At 36.9% G+C, this 14,068-nt stretch carries 17 protein-coding genes; all 17 read right to left on the bottom strand.

The window, feature by feature from the left end:
* Positions 1-250 precede the first annotated feature (250 nt).
* The 17 genes from GMB29_RS12555 to GMB29_RS12480 all read right to left on the bottom strand — a co-directional run bounded on the left by GMB29_RS12555 (position 251) and on the right by GMB29_RS12480 (position 13,808).
* Complete coding sequence (locus GMB29_RS12555; RefSeq protein ID WP_136354034.1) at positions 251-1,417, bottom strand: amidohydrolase; 1,167 nt, start codon at positions 1,415-1,417, stop codon at positions 251-253.
* Positions 1,404-1,943: a GNAT family N-acetyltransferase gene (locus tag GMB29_RS12550; RefSeq protein WP_136354033.1), complete on the bottom strand. Its 540-nt coding sequence runs from the start codon at positions 1,941-1,943 to the stop codon at positions 1,404-1,406. Before GMB29_RS12550 ends, GMB29_RS12555 begins: the two co-directional genes overlap by 14 nt.
* A gap of 61 nt (positions 1,944-2,004) precedes the next feature.
* On the bottom strand, positions 2,005-2,775 hold the full coding sequence (locus GMB29_RS12545; protein WP_136354031.1) for an amino acid ABC transporter ATP-binding protein: 771 nt from the start codon (positions 2,773-2,775) through the stop codon (positions 2,005-2,007).
* Positions 2,772-3,482 carry an amino acid ABC transporter permease gene (locus GMB29_RS12540; protein WP_136354029.1) on the bottom strand — a complete coding sequence of 237 codons (711 nt, stop codon included), beginning with the start codon at positions 3,480-3,482 and terminating at the stop codon, positions 2,772-2,774. Before GMB29_RS12540 ends, GMB29_RS12545 begins: the two co-directional genes overlap by 4 nt.
* A 27-nt stretch (positions 3,483-3,509) precedes the next feature.
* Positions 3,510-4,214, bottom strand: coding sequence for an amino acid ABC transporter permease (locus GMB29_RS12535; protein ID WP_136354027.1), 705 nt, complete (start codon positions 4,212-4,214; stop codon positions 3,510-3,512).
* Positions 4,215-4,247: 33 nt separating this feature from the next.
* Complete coding sequence (locus GMB29_RS12530) at positions 4,248-5,078, bottom strand: transporter substrate-binding domain-containing protein (RefSeq protein WP_136354025.1); 831 nt, start codon at positions 5,076-5,078, stop codon at positions 4,248-4,250.
* 22 nt (positions 5,079-5,100) lie between these two features.
* The gene (locus tag GMB29_RS12525) at positions 5,101-5,634 is read right to left on the bottom strand and encodes a GNAT family N-acetyltransferase (protein WP_136354024.1); all 534 of its coding nucleotides are present in this window, start codon (positions 5,632-5,634) and stop codon (positions 5,101-5,103) included.
* A gap of 38 nt (positions 5,635-5,672) precedes the next feature.
* Entirely contained in the window at positions 5,673-5,948 is a 276-nt protein-coding gene (locus GMB29_RS12520; RefSeq protein ID WP_136354023.1) for a glutaredoxin family protein, read from the bottom strand.
* A gap of 15 nt (positions 5,949-5,963) precedes the next feature.
* A complete protein-coding gene (locus GMB29_RS12515; protein ID WP_136354022.1) occupies positions 5,964-7,292 on the bottom strand; it encodes an LLM class flavin-dependent oxidoreductase in 1,329 nt (442 codons plus the stop codon).
* Complete coding sequence (locus tag GMB29_RS12510; protein ID WP_136354021.1) at positions 7,282-8,298, bottom strand: MsnO8 family LLM class oxidoreductase; 1,017 nt, start codon at positions 8,296-8,298, stop codon at positions 7,282-7,284. The genes GMB29_RS12515 and GMB29_RS12510 overlap by 11 nt, the downstream gene beginning before the upstream one ends.
* A gap of 149 nt (positions 8,299-8,447) precedes the next feature.
* Complete coding sequence (locus tag GMB29_RS12505) at positions 8,448-9,344, bottom strand: LysR family transcriptional regulator (RefSeq protein ID WP_136354019.1); 897 nt, start codon at positions 9,342-9,344, stop codon at positions 8,448-8,450.
* A 645-nt stretch (positions 9,345-9,989) separates the two neighbouring features.
* A complete protein-coding gene (locus tag GMB29_RS27855) occupies positions 9,990-10,454 on the bottom strand; it encodes a riboflavin kinase (RefSeq protein ID WP_319941507.1) in 465 nt (154 codons plus the stop codon).
* 71 nt (positions 10,455-10,525) lie between these two features.
* On the bottom strand, positions 10,526-10,693 hold the full coding sequence (locus tag GMB29_RS12495) for a Fur-regulated basic protein FbpA (RefSeq protein WP_136354018.1): 168 nt from the start codon (positions 10,691-10,693) through the stop codon (positions 10,526-10,528).
* Between the two features lie 138 nt (positions 10,694-10,831).
* Positions 10,832-11,374: an NADPH-dependent FMN reductase gene (gene ssuE, locus GMB29_RS12490; protein WP_136354016.1), complete on the bottom strand. Its 543-nt coding sequence runs from the start codon at positions 11,372-11,374 to the stop codon at positions 10,832-10,834.
* Positions 11,375-11,431: 57 nt separating this feature from the next.
* The gene (locus tag GMB29_RS12485; protein WP_136354014.1) at positions 11,432-11,863 is read right to left on the bottom strand and encodes a hypothetical protein; all 432 of its coding nucleotides are present in this window, start codon (positions 11,861-11,863) and stop codon (positions 11,432-11,434) included.
* Between the two features lie 410 nt (positions 11,864-12,273).
* Positions 12,274-12,408, bottom strand: a complete 135-nt coding sequence (locus tag GMB29_RS27690) for an STAS domain-containing protein (protein WP_264766603.1) — start codon at positions 12,406-12,408, stop codon at positions 12,274-12,276.
* A 140-nt stretch (positions 12,409-12,548) separates the two neighbouring features.
* The gene (locus GMB29_RS12480; protein ID WP_136354012.1) at positions 12,549-13,808 is read right to left on the bottom strand and encodes a CYP152 family fatty-acid peroxygenase CypC; all 1,260 of its coding nucleotides are present in this window, start codon (positions 13,806-13,808) and stop codon (positions 12,549-12,551) included.
* Positions 13,809-14,068: the final 260 nt, after the last annotated feature.

Raw genomic sequence — 14,068 nt, 5'->3', positions numbered from 1 at the left:
CTTTCATCGATAGTGAATTATATGCAGGCTGAAGGGTGTTCAAGACAGAAATATCGGACGTATGAAGGGATGAATCTAGCGAAAGCTTATTATCTTATTAAATAAGTCAGTGTTATCTCTGATGAAACATTCGTACAGGTGAAGAATTCGTATTTCCATTTGAATGCAGCTGCCAATAAAGCTAAATTTGATGAAGTTGTCTAAAGTTCAGAAGCTGCTGCATAACGGTATATGGGATATTTAATGTCTATTAATACTCCGTTTTTACTAAATTGATTAACTTTTGCTGCTCAAGCAGTTCCTTTGCACTTTCATATAAAAAATAAGCAGCATTTATTATGGCTGTTTCATCTAATGTAAAAGATGGATGATGCCAGTCTTCTTTTCCATTTGTACCAAAGAAAACAAAAGTACCAGGAACTTTTTTCAGATAATACGCAAAATCTTCTCCTGCTGGTGAAGGTTCTGGATCAATGACACGTAGTGACAGTTTCTTAGCAGCGTTTCGAGTTATTTCGGTTATGACAGAATGATTAGAAAGCTGTGGTGGTCCTGGATACCAGTAAATATCCTCTTTCTGTGCGAATGCTGCAGTAACATGCTTTGTAACAGCATAAAATCGTTCTTTAATTAATTCCCTAATCTCAGGGTTAAATGAACGGACTGTACCTTCAATTGTTACGCTGCCGGGGATAACATTCCATGTATTACCACCCTCGATTTTCGTCACACTAACAATCGCGCTTTTTAACGGGCTTACATTTCTACTGACAATTGTTTGTAGTCCTGTGATAAGCTGGGCTGCAGTAACAATTGGGTCATGACCATTATGCGGCAAAGCGGCATGAGCACCTTTTCCTCGTATAACCACTTTAAATCTGTCTACAGCTGCCATTAAGGGACCATTTTTTAACCCAATCGTCCCAACTGGTAAATCTGGTTTATTATGCAAACCAATTATTGCATCGACATCCTCCAATTGACCATCATCCATTACTTTTTTTGCCCCTGCTCCAAATTCTTCTGCCGGCTGAAATAATATACGTATATTTCCCTGTAAATTTTCTTGTTCTTCCTTCAGTAAATAAGCTGCACCAATTACCGCAGCAGTATGAAAATCATGGCCGCATGCATGCATTTTCCCCTTTATTTTTGAAGAAAATGGCAAGCATGTTTGTTCCTCAATTGGCAATGCATCAATATCTGCTCTGAGTGCTATTGTCGAACCTGGTTTTCCTCCCTTAATTTCAGCAAACACGCCCGTTTCAAGTGAAGTCGGCCGGATATCAATCTCTTCCTCACGAAGCCATGTTGCAATCGATTTGGTTGTTTCAAACTCTTCATTTGAAAGCTCTGGATATTGGTGCAGATGACGCCGAATGAATAGTAAACGTGATTCTAGGTCAGTTAGATTCATGAAATCCACCTTCCTCATATAAATCAAAACGATAGCATTTTACAAGTACATCTTTATTGAAGAATTCTTTCGAAGTATCACGCTTAAAACCTAACCATTCATACAATCGTATTGCCTTATGCATGATTTCACCTGAATGCAAGTACAAGTAATCGGCTCCCTTTGCTTTTGCATATTGAAGACTTTCTTTCAATAATGCTCGTGCTACTCCATGTCCCCTTGCAGCGGGATGTACAGCTAGCAATCTAACAATCGGAGAAAAGATCTCAAGTTCTGGTTTTCCATATGCTTTTTCAGATGTTTCAAATAACTGAAGGGTTCCAAGCACAAATGGTCCGCTTTTCGCGACCAGAATGCGATCAATTTCCGGATTATCAACGGATGATCGAATATTTTCCAAATACTCTAACCAACTTTCTGGATTTGGATAATGTTCCCCATACTGGTTATAGCTATCTATTAATAACTGACGTACCGTTTCTTTATCTTGTTCCTGAAGTTCATCGATTAATAGGATAGATGACATTTTCATATACCTCCTATTCTATAAAACAAATAACCTACTACCATTCTTAAAAACCGCAAACTTAATTCGCCTTTTCCCGTAACCAGTTGACCTCTGTCTCTCTTGAAATCCGCTTTAAAAACTTCCGTGTCCGTTCTTCTTTTGGATTAGTGAAAAATTCAAATGGTGTGCCTTCTTCAACAATGACGCCGTTATCCATAAAAATAACGTGGTCAGATACTTCACGGGCAAAGTTCATTTCATGAGTAACAATCACCATTGTAATTCCTTCTTGGGCAATATCTTTAATAACGGAGAGTACTTCACCGACTAATTCAGGGTCAAGTGCGGAGGTCGGCTCGTCAAAAAGAATCACTTCTGGGTTAAGTGCTAATGCCCGTGCAATACCGACACGCTGCTGTTGTCCACCAGATAATTGACTTGGGAAGTAATGAATCTTATCTAATAACCCAACTCTTTCAAGCACTTTCTCACTATGCTTTTGTGCTTCTCCTTTCTTTCTTTTTTTTGCGACAATTAATCCTTCCATGACATTTTCAAGAGCTGTTTTATGAGCAAATAGGTTATAGTTCTGAAACACCATCGCCGACTGTTTTCGAAGAGAAATAATCTCCTTTTTCTTTGCCGTATTTGCTGCAACCTGAACTTCACCTACCTGGACAGTACCTACATCAGGTCTTTCCAAATAGTTTACGCATCTGAGGAGTGTTGTTTTTCCTGAACCACTTGGACCGAGAATTGAGACAACTTCTCCTTTTTTAATCGTTAAGTCAATCCCTTTTAATACTTGCTGTTGGTTGAATGACTTTTTTATACCTTGTAAATAAATCATCGAACTCCTCCTCTCGTGTAAGCTGTCACTTTTTTTTCCGTTAGAAATGACAAGCCTTCAATTAGAATCGTCAATATCCAATAAATAATCCCCGCTGCAATAAACGCTTCTAGAAATTTTAAGTTTGTAGAAGCCACAATATTTGCTGCACCAGTTAGCTCTTTTTGCGAAACAATAAATGCAATCGAGGAAGTATGCAAAAATCCGATAAAAATGTTCGTAAAGTTTGGAATCGATTGTGCTAGCGCCTGCGGCAAAACAATCCGAGTCATCACTTGGTAAGTATTCATACCAACCGAGTATGCTGCCTCCACCTGACCCTTTGAGACGCTGGTAATTCCAGAACGAATGACTTCTGATAAATAGGCACCAGCACTTAAAGACAGGGCAATGAGGACGAAAACACTGATCGGGATTAACTGAGATCTACTTTCAAGTCCAACATTTTGTACAAAAGTATCAATTAAAAGCGGTAATCCAAAGTAAATAAGCATGATATGCATGATGATTGGCGTCCCCCGTAAAAAGGAGACATATCCATTTGCAAGTGCTGTCAATCCTTTTACTTCATACACACGAATGAGTGCGACAATAAGTCCTATGAAAAAACCAGCTAGCAATGGAATAAGTGTGAGCATCATCGTTACAGGCAATGCCTTTACAATTTCATTTAATGCCGTCCATATAAAAGGAATATCGATTGTCAAAGTGTTCCCTCCTTTCAAGAAATGCCTTTAGACTGCAGAAACAGTTGATGGTTTATGGCGGTTGAAACGCTTTTCAAATACATGAAATGCCTTTTCAAAGATGAGAACAACGATGTAGTAAATAATTGAAAGAGAGATATAGACTTCTAAAGCATGTGCGGTTGAAGCAATTAATGTTTCACCACGCCCTACCAGATCCATTACACCAATCGTAAATGCAAGGGACGTGTCCTTAAGTGCTCCAATCACAGAATTAGCAATGTTCGGAAACGCAACACCAATCGCCTGTGGAAGAACAATACGAAAAAAGTTTTGTGAATCACTCATTCCAACTGAATACGCTGCTTCTGATTGGCCGTAATCGATCGATTGAACAGCACCTCTGAAAATTTCCGAAAACACCGCTCCGTTACTAAGTGCATAGGTGATCATGACAAAATAGATCGGATCGACTTTTGAAACATCAATATTGAATAACAATAGCAATGCAGGTACACCGTAAAAAACAAGAAACATTTGGATTAAGATTGGGGTTCCGCGGATAAAAGATACATATATAATGACAACTTGTGATAAAATCGGGATTCGAAAAAGCCTAGGGATAGCAGCAACTACCCCTATAATAATTCCCAGCACGATTGAGACGGCAAGGATTTGCAGTGTCACAACAAGATATGGAACAAGCGTTGGGAGAAATCCCCAAATTAATGCAGAATCAAATGGTTTGCCCAATTCCAAGCCACTCCCTTTTTCGTTACAAAAAAATTAAAATTCAACAGTATAGTCTGCACCAAGCCATTTTTTACTTAACTCGCTTACAACACCATCTTCTTTTAATTCAATAAGTGCTTCATCAATACGGCTTTGCAAAGTTGTTTCATCCTTTCTAAGCAAGAAATATACTTTTGAATTTAAAAGCGGCTCACCCACTACTTTTTGCCTAGCATCTGCTAGTTCATTATAAAAATTCACTGCAAAAGGTGTTGTAATCGTAGCATCCGCTCGCCCTGTTTTAATTTGATTGTTTGTGTCATCAGAACCCTGACCTGAGTACACAATGTTAATACCAGCATCATTTTCTTTATTGTATTTTTCTAAGAACACAGCTGAATTACTTGTTGCACTAACAACTGCCTTATTCCCTTTTAAATCTTCAATTGATTTAATCTCGTTATTGTCTTTATGAACAGAAACATGGAGCGGAAAAATATTATATGGTTCTTTATTGAATAAGAATTTTTCCTCCCGTTCTTCATTTACTTCCATCTGATGAGCAATAAAATCAATCTTATTTGTTTCAAGACTTAGTAATAGATTCGAAAAGTCCATTGTTTTAAATTCAAATTCGTATTCTGACAACTTTTTATCAATTTCACGAACAAGCTCAACATCATAACCTGTTAACTTTCCGTTTTCATCTAGAAAGCAAATATTGGGAAATTGTGTACCTGTTCCAACAATAATTTTTTGAACCTCTTCTGATTTTGTTTCAGTACTTTTACCTTCTGCCTCTGTTGCCGTTTCAACTTTTGATGAGCATGCTGTAACGAGTAACGTTAACAGCAAAGTAAAAACTACCCAAATTTTCTTCTTCATTTCTTCGTCCCCCTGTTTTAACCTATTGATTATTTATTGGTACTTTATTTTCGGTGATTTGATAGAGACTTTCATTTAAAATTTTCCGAAGAAAGACAATTTTATCTCCTTGGTGGATCTTTTCGTCAAATACCCGATAACCTCTTCTTTTATAGATCGAAACAAGCCAAGGATGGCGCTCAGCTGTTGCTAAGTAAACGGCAGGAGCTTTCACTTGATCACGGAGAACATGTTCCTCGACATATTTGAGCAACTTCGAACCAATGCCTTTCCGCTTGTACTCTGGATCAACAGCAAACCACCAGATGAATGGATAAGGATTGCTTTGATCGGGATCTGACCATGGATAACGAATCGTTACAGTAGCAATTATCCTGCCATTTTCTTCAAGCACATATGTCGCATTACGGGTAATGTTGTTTAAGACAAGTTGTAAGTCAGCTGCAGCAGCTGAAAAATGAATATTTAACTCTCGAATTGGTTCGTAAGCACGGAGTGAAACATCAAGAACCGCAGGAGCATCAACCGGTAAAGCCAAGCGTATATTTTCCGTCATTTTATTGCCTCCTATTAAAATTGATTATTCCTATAATTTTAGTTGGTTTTAGTTGATAAGAAAGGGACTAATGCTTTTTCCACATGCTGTATACCAAAGTCTATCACGCTTTTGTAGATTCCATCCTGACCAATTTCTACAACTGGAACATGACGGATTCCGTATTTTGCTTCTAAAATATCTCGTCGATCATCGTGATTCGTGACATCAATCGTTTGGTAGTCCACTTGCTTTTCTTTAAGAAATTGTTTAACTTCCTCACAATAGTGACAACCTTGTTTTGACCAGACTATGACTGAAAATGGATTTGCCATCCTTACTTCCTCCTATTAAATAACCGTTTGATTTGTATATCGATTTTCTTTATATGAAAGACCTAAATTCCCACGTAATGTATCGCTTTTATATTCACGGTTGTAATATCCCTTCTCTTCTAAAATTGGAATGATATGCCTGGTTATATCAGTCAATCCACTACTAATTACTGGTGCACCAATAATAAACCCATCTGCGCCTTTTCCTTCAATCCAAGAAATAAGTTGATCTGCAACCTGTTCGTATGTTCCAAAAAACGAGCCTTTTGGAGTAGTTACCTGTAAGGCAACTTCACGGAGTGTTAAATTTTGCTCACGAGCCTGCTGTTTAATGTGATCTGTTGTCGATTGAAAGCTATTCTTCCCTATATCCCCTAGGTCAGGAAATGGTTCATCTAATGGAAATTCACTAAAATCAAAATGATCAAAGAATCGACCTAAGTAATGAAGTGCTTCTTCAATAGATACGAGGTTTTGAATGGCTCTATATTTTTCTTCAACCTCTTCTATTGTGGCAGCTGCAATTGGATGAATTCCAGGAAATATTCGTAATTCTTCACGATCTCTTCCGTTAGCTTCAGTCCTATTTTTTATGTCCTGATAAAATCCCTTTGCTTGTTCAAGTGTTGCAGCATTCGTGAATACTGCATCTGCTTCTTTTGCAGCAAAGTCCTTCCCAGCTTCAGAGGAACCTGCCTGAAAAATGACAGGCTGCCCTTGCTTAGATCGCTCAATGTTTAACGGTCCTTGAACGGAAAAAAATTGGCCGATATGGTTCAAAGGATGCATCTTGTTCTTGTCGAAAAATTGACCTTTTTTTCGATCGCGAATAAATGCATCATCTTCCCATGAATCCCAAAGACCTTTGACGACCTGCAAGTATTCATTTGCAATTTCATAGCGAAGGGCATGAGCAGGATGCTCCCCCTTGTTGTAGTTTTTAGCTGAACCTTCTAGTGGTGACGTAACAACGTTCCACCCAGCACGCCCTCCACTGATTTTGTCCAGCGATGCAAACTGCCGTGCAATTGTAAAAGGTTCACTATAGGTTGTAGACACGGTTCCAACCAGACCAATATTTTTAGTAACCGATGCTAATGCAGATAATATCGTTATCGGTTCAAAACGGTTTAAGAAATGCGGAATTGATTTTTCGTTGATATATAGACCGTCTGCGACAAACGCGAATGCGAAACCTGCTGATTCTGCCTGTTTTGCAATCATTTGATAATGGTGGAGGTTTACACTTGCATCAAGTGGAACAGCAGGATCTTTCCACGCATTCATATGTCCGCCTGGTCCATGAAGCATAATGCCAAACTGAATTTGTTTTTTATGAGACAAACTCCTCATCCCTTTCTGCTTTCGTGTTAGCTGGGCTCATTAAATAAATGGAGTTCATTCTAGCTGCCTTTTCCTTGATAGGTATGTGCAAAATAAACTCATTAACAATGTATTTTTTATGAAGAAGTGTTAATTCATCATGAACAAAAGAAGATGTTCCAGCGATAATATTTGACGTATGTTCTGTTACTTCATATGATTCTCCTGATTGTTTTCCAAACACTTCTGCCTGTTCGGCAGATTGTACCGTTACGCTGCGACCACTTGACAAATGTACTTTAAATATTTTTTGGTCCCCTGCCAACTCCTCCGCTTCATCCTGAGTAGGTGCAGCTACAACCGCAGCAGATACAATAAATCTACCGCTTGAACATTCGCTTCGATAGACTCTAGATGCTTGTGCCAGTTCAGTTTCATCACTGTTAATAAATCTTGCAAAAACGAAATTCCAACCAAAACTAGCAGCAAGTTTTGCACTTTTAGCACTAGCTCCAAGTAAATAGTTTTCCGTTTTCTCAGGAGGTTCAGGTGTTGCTTGAACACCGGCAAGTACATGTGATTCATTAACTGATTTTTCAAGGAGGTGATGAAGAAATGAAAGTCTTTCTTCAAAATCTTCTCCATTATTTATAGTTCCATATTGTAGCGCTTTTGTAGATAATGGCAGTCCGCCTGGAGCCTTACCAATACCAAGATCTACTCTTCCTGGAGCCAATGAAGAAAGAACATGAAAGTTTTCTGCCACTTTATACGGACTATAATGCTGGAGCATAACACCACCTGATCCGATTCTGATTGACTTTGTTCGAGCCAAGAGATACGAGATCAACACCTCAGGTGATGAGCCAGCAAGCTGTTCTGAATGATGGTGCTCTGATACCCAAAATCTTGAATATCCCCATTCTTCAGCCTGTTGTGCTAAAAAGATCGTTTGCTGCAGAGCATCGAAAGCAGAATCACCTTCATAAATTGGACTTTGATCCAACAAGCCAACCTTATACTCCATAAGATTACCCCCTTTTTATTCCGAGTTTGCATATAAGAATAATAACCTTTTAGTTATTGGATTCATCTTATCACCAGCATCTTAAAAACAGCAATACTTTCAGTGATAGAAAGATTTATTGTATTGATTAAAAAAACGAATCAATCGGATCAAAGTCTAGATAGAGATCCATTCTCATTAAACTTTTCAACTGAAGAAAGGATATCATTCCACAAAAAAGGTACATCTGGCCTGTAATATGTCCCATAAATATGCTGTGTTAATTGGAGTAAATGAGATACATCTACTTCAACAAGTTCCCCTGTTTTCAGTTCATCCTTAATACATAAATAAGGCAAAAATCCCATCCCACAGCCTGTTTGAACGAGTGATTTTGCTACTTCGAGATGACCAACCTGAAACTCTATTCTCGGTTCTATCTTTGCCACCTCGAAGATTTTATGTACTCTGTTCCAATCGAAGGCCTCGCATTCAAAAAATACAAGTGGCTCTTGTGCTAACTTATGAGCAGTAACCTGCGACTGATTCTCGAGAGGATGACCTGGTTTTACAACAAGACGAACTGAATTATCAAGGAGAGCTTTTTGCTCCAAAGCATGGTGTGATTCTTCTTTCATAAATGCTACGTCTATCTCTTTCCGCAGCAATTTGTTCACTAGAACATCATTTGGTGCAGAAATAAATTTAAACCGTAGTTCTAGATGATCTTTTTTCCAAAGTGGCAATGCAAACGGGATAAAGTATTGTGATGTTATCAGGTTGGCACCAATCACAATTTCTTCACGATCATTTCCTTTTTTTAATTGTTTTTTCCCCTGCTGAAATGTTCGAATAATCTGCTCGGCAAAAGGGATAAAATCTCTTCCTTTATCAGTAAGAACAATACCTCTTCCCCTTCGTTCAAAGAGTTCCGTCTCCAGCTCACGTTCCAACGTTTTAATCCTCGCAGTTACAGTCGGCTGAGATAGAAACAGTGCGTCTGCAGCTTGATGAATGCTCTTAAAATGAACAACATACATAAATGCTTCAATGTATTCAATGTTCATATTCTTCACCACCTTTTTGCAAAATGTAGACAAAAAGCCCCTGAATGCATTACACCCAGGAGCCTTTGGATGTCCAATCGGCCCATATGATTTGATATATTTAACTACTAAATAGTTATCTCAGATAAAACTCTGAGTCTACTTCATTCATGGTCTTTTAGAGTTATGCTCCCCTATCAATTAATTTTGCTTCGTTTAAATTTCTCTGGATATATTTGTGTATTCACTTAGTCATTTCTTCTTTATCATGATCCATAGATGCTACATGATAAGAATGATAAAGCGAATATTGATTTTGTTATGTTTGGTAGCTTCTCTTGCGTTTTCTTCATTCATCACTCTTTTCATCCTTTTAGTCACAATTATTTTATAGAATACAAGTTTCCGGACTCTTCTTGATTGTTTAAATATGTTGTGATGAAATCATTTAGTTTTTTCGTTAGTCCCTTGTGCCCAAACCTTATAAATTTATGAGAATTTGAATCTTCTTTGTTTGCCTCTTTTACAAAATCAAGAAAAGCTAAAATATAAATACGCCTGTTTACAACATGAATCATTCCGTATTCAAAAAACCAATTGTCAATTGTATTGTATACACCACGATTTATCTGATACTGTTGATGACATCTATTAAAGAAACTAAGATCAGGAAGATTTAAATAATGGTTTGAAAGTAATGTCGTTTTCTTCGATTGTTGAAGTAAGTCCAATGAGATGAAAACGTTTCTTTGCATATGAAATATCCTCCTTCATTTGCTTTGTTAATAACTCCAAAGAATCGAACTTTTTTTCATCTCTTATTTTAAAGAGAACGTTACATCCCAGTTTTTCCCCATAGATATCCTGATGGAAATTCAATAAGTGTATTTCGAACGTCTTCTGTAGATTTGTATCCACAGTTGGCTTCACACCGATATTCATTACACCTAAATGAAATGAATTATTTAACTTGGCTAAAACGCCATAAACTCCATTATTCAACCATTTTATATTTACATCAATATTTGCAGTAGGAAAGCCAATTTTTCTTCCTAGTTGCCTGCCCTTGACTACAGTACCAACAAAAATGGGTTCAGTCTCTAAATTTGAAGATAAGGTTTCATTTCCCAAGGAAAGCCCTCCCTTCCTGAGTTGTTTCATGTAAAAGCCCAACTATACGAATAGGATAGTTAGGCCTTTGGTTATCCAATCGACTTTTTTCGCTTGATTTCATTATGATATTCTGTTTCAATCTCTGATAACGTTAATTCATATAGATGATGTTCATCTTTTTTATAAACTCCTAATTCGAGTAGCTTTTTGATGAGTTTTTCTTTTCTACGAAATACTGCTTCCCGCAACTGGGACATTTCTTTGTTCCTCCCCTTTGTTTGTTTCTTCACACGAATGACAAAAGAGATATTCGGTACCTTGAATTTTTTAAACCTCTATTTTACCAGTTGGTTTTATTGCAAGTAGGTACAAAATATTTGAAAAGAAAAGGTTGTTTATCTTTTCTTTTCAGATTTTAGTATCTTAGTAAATGTTTCAAGAGCTGCCTTCAACCTTTGCTGTGCTTCTTCTTGGATGGAAAAAGCGTTATGATCGATCCTTTTAATTTGCTTATCAACTGTGTAAACACCATTTACAATGTGGCTCGCTCCTAATGCAGATAGGACTGGATTTAATGCATATTCAATTGCTAAAAGATGCCCGAATGAACCTCCTAAAACAAGTGGCAGGATAACCTTATGCTCTAAGCCTTTTTGCGGTAATAAATCAAGGTATGTTTTCAATATCCCTGAATAAGATGCTTTGTAAACTGGTGTTAAAACGATGACCCCATCTGATTTTTCTACAATCCTATTTGCCTGTTTGATTTCCTCACTATCAAACTTAGCAGTGATTAGATCTTCAGCGGGTAATGAATGAACATGAATGATTTCATATGAAACGTTTTCTTCACTAATAATTTTTGCCGCGTAAAGTACTAATCCATTTAGTCGTGACTGATCATTTGGTGCACCTGTTATAATTGCTACTTTTGCCATCATCCTGTCTCCTTAACTATTTTTGATCTATTTATCATTTGAATAAATTATCCAATACTACATGTTCGTTACTTCTTTTTGAATAAAAATCCATTTTGAATAAGCTTCATTGAAGTAATCTTTCAATATAGTAGAAAAATGATTGTAAACCTCATTTTTACATGTCTTCTTTTCAGTAATAACGACCGGAACGATGTCTTTGCCATCTAATTCTTCTTTCGATAAAAATTTGAACAAGGCATTGACCACCCATAAAAGAGGTTTATTCCACGCTTGAAAAACGACATATATTTTATTAGATGCTGCCACTTGTTTTTTGAACGATCTCACTTTCGGGTGCCCATATTGATGATCAAACAAAACATCTAAATGAAAACTTTTAGGTGAGATCCATTCTGGTATTATCCCTTGTCTCCTAATATCTTGAATAAAAAAGTTCATTTCATCTGATACAATAGGATACTCTGAAATGAATAATGTATTTGGCATTATTTGACCTCCTAAATGAAATGACTTGACACAATAAAGATCTTAACATTACCTAAATGTTTAAATTTTCCATCGGAATATAAACAAAAAAGGCCTAACCATATGAATAGGTTAGGCCTTCGTTTGTTCCGATCGGCTTATTTGTTACTCTGATTATATATCTTACTATTCCGACCTGTCAACTATAATTTATTTTAAAAAATATATGATTCGAATGTTTCTTTTTATACACAATGTAAATATAAGACTATTAGATCTGTTAGTACAAATATAAAAAAGGGGAGTTTCTTCATGTAGAATCTTCCCCTTATTAATGCTGAACTATTTATTACAATTTCTTCGTACAGCATATCAATAGAATTGATTGACTCCTTTGGGTAGATTATTTCACAACATTACGAGTTCTTTTTTTATTCTATACTTTCTAATGCTTGCTTAAGAAGTGAAAAAGTAGGTATGGTGGACATATCAATTCCACTTTGAACGACTGTTTGAGCTATTTCAGAGAGCAAGCCTGATTCAATTACTTTAACCAAAACATACATTCAACTCAGCCTTTTTTTCCACAAAAAGGAATTTATCTTATTACGGATAAACTCCAGATTATTAAAGGTCTCACACATATTGATCTTAAGTACCAATTTAATAAGCTATTACTCACATAATTGTGTAGAGTAGAACTAAATTATATCTTCTGTTTAACATTTTTAATCACTACTTTACTATGGGGTATACTTGGCATGCTAACTCTGCTGAAACTTAAATCCTGTTCAGGAACTAGATATTCCATTCGATTCGATAGAAAATCAAGACTCACCTTCATAACTTCAATGGTGACCCACTCCCCAGCACAACGATGTCCCATCATGTAATCACCACCACCCTGCGGAATGAAGCTAAAAGGGCTTCCTTCCCATTTAGCAAATCGGTCAGGATTAAATAACTCAGGTTTTTCCCAAATTTCAGGGTCATGATTTATCCCATAAACATCCAGCAAGGTTAACGTGTCTTCTTTAAATTTAAAGCCTTTCCAGGTAAAATCTTTCTTTACGAGCGCCGCTACAAATGGAAAAAATGGATAAAAACGACGAACTTCCTGAACAAACATTTGAGCATACTTTTCATCGTTAGATTTTAGTTTCTCTCTTTCTTCCGGATAATGGTGCAATGCAAGCGCAATGAAATTGATGAATATAGAAATCGCTACAATTGGTCTCAAAATATTGATTACTTCTACAGCAGCGGTCTCTGTATCCAAAAGATTCCCTTCCAAATCGCGATACCAAGCAAATCTATGTAATGCGGTATTTTCAGGGGGATTCACTTTCCCAGCACGAACCTTATCAATAAGTTCTCCAACCCATATTTCTATGTAATTTCGTGCATGTCTCCCCAACCAATGTTTTGGGCCAATTGCAGCTGCCGACTCGAACATTGCCCCCAAATTCTTAGTCAGCATCTTAACTTTTCCTTCTTTTACTGGTACACCTGCCCACTTACAGGCTATCCTGCACATCATTTCCTTCGCTTCTTCATATAGAATAACCTTATCCATCTGCTCCCATTTATTCGCTGCTATTTGCCACTGAATTTTTAAAATGTCGATTAGTTTTTCAATTTCGTCAGGAGACATGATAGACATAAACATTTCCTTACGATGTTTATGGATCTGCCCATCTAACGCCTGAACTCCATTCCTACCAAACAATGTTTGAACCACACGATTTGGTGCTGCACCTTTTCTTTTGAATTTCTCAGTGTCATAAAAAACCTCCACAGCTTCCCTACCTCCCATACAGATCGCTTTCTTTCCAAGCAATCGGGTCTCGAAAATATTAGAATTGAAACTGTGTCGTCTGTTCATAATGTACATATATCCTTCTCTTATAAGGCTCAAACTATGGTCTATTCCTTCTTCTTGAGGCATTTGTTTTGTATTTGACATATGATCCATCTCCATTTTTCATAGTAATGGTCTTATTCTTTGTAAATTTTTCCTTGTTTAGTCTTAATAAAACTTTGACACCTATAAAGATTTCTACATAAAAGAAGTTAACATTGAAAAAATGACGAGGATTCTCGTCATTTTTTTACATAATTTTACAAGTGTTCTTTCTCGCGCTTGACCTTTAGTAGAGTAAGTAGAACATCTTGAAGTTGCTGAAGTGTTACCTCTTCCTATTGATTTAGAACATGCTCCAGATC

It is taken from the genome of Metabacillus sediminilitoris (genome assembly GCF_009720625.1).
GTDB lineage: Bacteria > Bacillota > Bacilli > Bacillales > Bacillaceae > Metabacillus > Metabacillus sediminilitoris.
The sequence above is the reverse complement of the archived record's forward strand: the minus strand, read 5'-3'. Positions and strand labels throughout refer to the sequence as shown.

Bases quoted from the DNA above. Each gene is read 5' to 3' on its own strand.
- ssuE (WP_136354016.1), bottom strand. From the start codon at position 11,374: ATGGCAAAAGTAGCAATTATAACAGGTGCACCAAATGATCAGTCACGA.
- GMB29_RS12555 (WP_136354034.1), bottom strand. From the start codon at position 1,417: ATGAATCTAACTGACCTAGAATCACGTTTACTATTCATTCGGCGTCAT.
- GMB29_RS12480 (WP_136354012.1), bottom strand. From the start codon at position 13,808: ATGTCAAATACAAAACAAATGCCTCAAGAAGAAGGAATAGACCATAGT.
- GMB29_RS12485 (WP_136354014.1), bottom strand. From the start codon at position 11,863: ATGCCAAATACATTATTCATTTCAGAGTATCCTATTGTATCAGATGAA.
- GMB29_RS12510 (WP_136354021.1), bottom strand. From the start codon at position 8,298: ATGGAGTATAAGGTTGGCTTGTTGGATCAAAGTCCAATTTATGAAGGT.
- GMB29_RS12520 (WP_136354023.1), bottom strand. From the start codon at position 5,948: ATGGCAAATCCATTTTCAGTCATAGTCTGGTCAAAACAAGGTTGTCAC.
- GMB29_RS12545 (WP_136354031.1), bottom strand. From the start codon at position 2,775: ATGATTTATTTACAAGGTATAAAAAAGTCATTCAACCAACAGCAAGTA.
- GMB29_RS12530 (WP_136354025.1), bottom strand. From the start codon at position 5,078: ATGAAGAAGAAAATTTGGGTAGTTTTTACTTTGCTGTTAACGTTACTC.
- GMB29_RS12495 (WP_136354018.1), bottom strand. From the start codon at position 10,693: ATGTCCCAGTTGCGGGAAGCAGTATTTCGTAGAAAAGAAAAACTCATC.
- GMB29_RS12505 (WP_136354019.1), bottom strand. From the start codon at position 9,344: ATGAACATTGAATACATTGAAGCATTTATGTATGTTGTTCATTTTAAG.
- GMB29_RS27690 (WP_264766603.1), bottom strand. From the start codon at position 12,408: ATGTATGTTTTGGTTAAAGTAATTGAATCAGGCTTGCTCTCTGAAATA.
- GMB29_RS12525 (WP_136354024.1), bottom strand. From the start codon at position 5,634: ATGACGGAAAATATACGCTTGGCTTTACCGGTTGATGCTCCTGCGGTT.
- GMB29_RS12550 (WP_136354033.1), bottom strand. From the start codon at position 1,943: ATGTCATCTATCCTATTAATCGATGAACTTCAGGAACAAGATAAAGAA.